Source organism: Staphylococcus sp. GDY8P54P, assembly GCF_017892645.1.
GTDB lineage: Bacteria > Bacillota > Bacilli > Staphylococcales > Staphylococcaceae > Staphylococcus > Staphylococcus ureilyticus.
In genome coordinates, this window is the sequence record NZ_JAESLN010000013.1 from 1 (window position 1) to 3,725 (window position 3,725).

General features: G+C 33.7%; 4 protein-coding genes. All 4 read right to left on the minus strand.

Annotation, left to right across the window (positions count from 1 at the left end; genetic code table 11):
- A partial coding sequence (locus KA883_RS07620) for a replication initiation factor domain-containing protein (RefSeq protein ID WP_167868224.1) occupies positions 1-930 on the minus strand: 930 nt, incomplete at its 3' end.
- A gap of 675 nt (positions 931-1,605) precedes the next feature.
- Positions 1,606-2,157, minus strand: a complete 552-nt coding sequence (locus KA883_RS07625) for a DUF334 domain-containing protein (protein WP_002303113.1) — start codon at positions 2,155-2,157, stop codon at positions 1,606-1,608.
- Positions 2,123-3,115 (minus strand): relaxase/mobilization nuclease domain-containing protein, encoded by a 993-nt coding sequence (locus tag KA883_RS07630; protein ID WP_053033444.1) that lies wholly within the window; start codon positions 3,113-3,115, stop codon positions 2,123-2,125. The genes KA883_RS07625 and KA883_RS07630 overlap by 35 nt, the downstream gene beginning before the upstream one ends.
- On the minus strand, positions 3,097-3,495 hold the full coding sequence (locus KA883_RS07635) for a plasmid mobilization protein (protein WP_002340414.1): 399 nt from the start codon (positions 3,493-3,495) through the stop codon (positions 3,097-3,099). The genes KA883_RS07630 and KA883_RS07635 overlap by 19 nt, the downstream gene beginning before the upstream one ends.
- Positions 3,496-3,725: the final 230 nt, after the last annotated feature.

The following is a 3,725-nucleotide window of genomic DNA, read 5'->3' on the forward strand; positions in this document are numbered from 1 at the left end:
CTCCCAAAATCTAAATTCACGCTGCCAAAATTCAATCTGCTTTTGCAATTGTTTTTCATTCTCTTTTAAAGTCAATTTCATTAAGTCCGTTAAATCAATTTCTGAAATACTTTTTAACATTTCTCTGTATTTATTTTTTGTACGTCTTTCTAATTTACCCCATGTACTTTCTTCATGAATTAGCATATAAATCATTGCTTGGTCTTTTACTTTTTCTAAACTAGACCAATCTGGTTTCAAAATATGTAAATCATTAAAACAATCGTTCCAATAATCAACCATATCTCTTTTTAATTCAATTTCTACACGCCATAAGTGTTCAGACATAACTTCAATGTCTGCATTATCCTTACGTTCTTGTTTTTTATTATAAATTCTAATAAATCTATCACTGTCACGAACACCAAAATATTTTGTTTCTGGTTTACCGTTACGACCATAAAAAATAGTTTTCTTAACTGATTTATCAGTCATCGCATAATAATCGCTCAAATCGTCTTCAAAATCAAAAGCCAAATCTAATCTTGTAAAACCATCATCTTCCATGTAGTCAATGATGTTTTGTTTTAACCAAAGCATTTCTTCATGCGTAAGTTTATTAGGATTAAATTCAACACGCATATTACGTCTATCCCACGCATCTGCTTTTACTTTATCATATTCGATGTAAACTTTTTCTTGTAGAGCCTTAGCTTTAAATTTGGTTTGTAATATATCCCAAAGTCTAATTTGTGGCGCAATACTCATAAATTCAGACAGTTTGTGAGCATTGTTCTTATTAAGATTCCCAACAATTGTCATAGCATCAAAGTGTAATTTTGGTTCGGGGGTGTACATAATATGTCGGTTTAACCGGCTATTAGAGTACGCCGGTTTTTTTGTGTAATTTTCCACCAAATTTTCTTGCTCATTTTTCGTTATTTTTGCCATAAAAATCGACTCCTTAATTTTGTTTAAGAAGTCGCTTTTCCAATTACATTTGCGAATATATATCTTGAAGAATAATCTTAAATCGTTTAATATCAAGATATACAATTAAGAAACAAACATCGACTGTTTATTTTGCTCACAAACTTTGGTCGGGGAGTGAGCGACTTCTTATTTTTATTTTGTTATTAATATAACACTAACAAAAGACTTGGTCTAATTAGATCAAGTCTTTTTTAGTACCAAAACTTATTACATAATCAAAACTTAATTCTCTTTAGATAATTTATATTGCTGGTAAGTATAATAAACTATCAATGATTGCACTACTACTTGTGAAAAAGCTAATGATACTCGAATGATTTTCTTCGTTTTCTCACTCATTTTACTCAACTCCTTTCGTTGCTTTATTCCAATTTCCTTATTGGTCGGAACCTACAGGGCTTTATGTGTTGTTGAGTTGGTACTTTCTTGGGATTAATCCCAATTCAAGTCCAACCAACTCGCTAACAAGTTAGCTAACACATAGCCCATTCCAACCAATAAGTTTTCTCGGCATAAAAACGTGTTATAATACTATTAGTTGTTTTTTCATAAGGAGTTACCCCCTTATTTGCATTTATTTTGCATTTTAAGGGGGTATTTTGCGTATTTAGCCCTTTTTATATATAAATCTACCTAAAGGTCATTAAATACTCTAAAAAACAATGCTATGAGCCACAGAATGATAGCGAAGAATACATAGGGTACTGCATAAAGTATCAACATCAAATATCGCCATGCACTTTCGTGGTCATCAATAAAACCATTAATAAAGCTATATAAATGTTCAATACCAAAGAAATGACCTATCGGACCTGTCACAAGCATTACAAGTACAAAAATAATTAGCACAAAAAATATATTTGTAACGCCTTTTGTCATCACTTTTAGCGCTGTATTCGATTTATCAACCACTTTGTTATGGTCTTTTATTTTACTTTCTAAGATTTCTTTATACTCTTTTGTTTCTTCTCTCGCTTGTTTCGTCACTTCACGTATTTCGTCTTTAGTATCGCTTAATTCATCTTGAATAGCTTGTTGAAAATCTAATTTCAAATTATCTTCATCAAGTCGTTTAATATAGTGCTTTGCAGTTGTTTCAAAGTTTAATCTTGCATGCTTAGTCTTTTCTTCAAAAACATCTAACTTATTATTAAAGTTCGAGGTCGAAGCCTCTAGTCTTTTCATGAGTATGTTTGTTCTCTCGTTCCTGTCTTGCTCGCTCTTCTCTAGCTCTTCTATTCTGTTCTTCAAGTTCTCTAGCTTTTCGCTCTCGTTCTCGTTCTTCTCGTTCGCTACGCTCTCTATTCTGTCTAATTGCTTGCGTACTTCTATTAAATCGAGCCCACTCTTTCTCTCGCTCTTTATCTCGCTTGATTTTCTCTCGTCTTGCCTGTTCAAGTTCTCTCTGTCTTGCTTGTTCTTCTCGTTGTTCATTTTGTCTGTTAAAGCCAATTTCTAAGCCCCCTTTGTCGTAATCTTCGCCTAATTTCTTCCCACGCACTTTTTTATCTTCTTCCAAATGTCGATAAGTAATTGTTTTGTCTGTAATACGTTCAATTTTTATGCCATTTTGTTGTAAATCATTACCCAGTTCTTCATAAGACGCTGCTTGCGATTGATCTATGGCATGCCTTATCTCATCTTTCCAAGATGTTTTCCCTTTGTTCAATACGCTATATTCTGCTTGTGTATAACGTAATTTCGCTTTTTCTTCGGGTATTGATAGATTATGCGATTGGCAAACTTCGTCATTCGCTTGTCGAATATCATGCAGTGCTTTTTTATTATTATTAAATTTCTTCCCCGTTTCTAAATCAATTGAATTAATCACAATATGATTATGAACATGGTCTGTGTCGTTATGCGTATATACGGCAACTTGATGATTAGGTGCTATCTTTTCGGCTAATTCTAAGCCTAATTGATTACATTGTTCTGGCGTTACTTCGTTAGGTTTAAAAGACTGAATAACCACATGTCCTTCGTTGCCATCTGTTTTGCCATACATTTCACGTGTTGCTTTAAAACTGCTTTTTGCATAATCTATATCGCAATTCAAAGCGCTTTTTTCTTCTGCCCGTTTCTCTGCGTAATTAATAGCCCTTGATGTTGATTTTGTTGAGCTTATTTTAGTTGTTGCCATATCTCATGCAACTCCTTTTTAAAGTCATCAAATTGCTTAATTAAATCATCGTATTTTTGTTCAGGTAAATTCACTGCTTGTTCTTTATGTTGATTAAACCATTTCGCAATCTGATTTACGTTTGCCCCCATACTGCCTAAATCTTTAACAATCGATTGTCGCGTCTCTTTATCTAATTTGGGCGCTACCAATCGACTGCCTTGTGCCTTTTTCTTAACGAAAGTCGGCACACTCATATTCAAAGTTTCGGCAGATGACCTTAACTTTTCATATTCGCCTTCGTTCACTCTGAAACTAATTTGTTTTGGCTCTTTGCGGTTGGGTTTACGGTTTCCCCCAACAGACAAATCGCTAGCCAAATTATTATCATGTTCACTCATTCAATCCCACCACGTTTCTTCGAAATTTATTACTCTCTATGTTTGTAGATTATAGGATAATCAACAAAATATCAAGTAATAATGTGGTTTGGCAAGCACTGGCTTTGCTATCCACTTCGTTCTAGCACGCCGTACTTGATGGGATTATATCCCATACCCTTTATGTTTTTGCTTACGCAAAAAATGAGTGGCAAAATGTTAGCCACTCATAGTTCAAAACCAAATTCAAA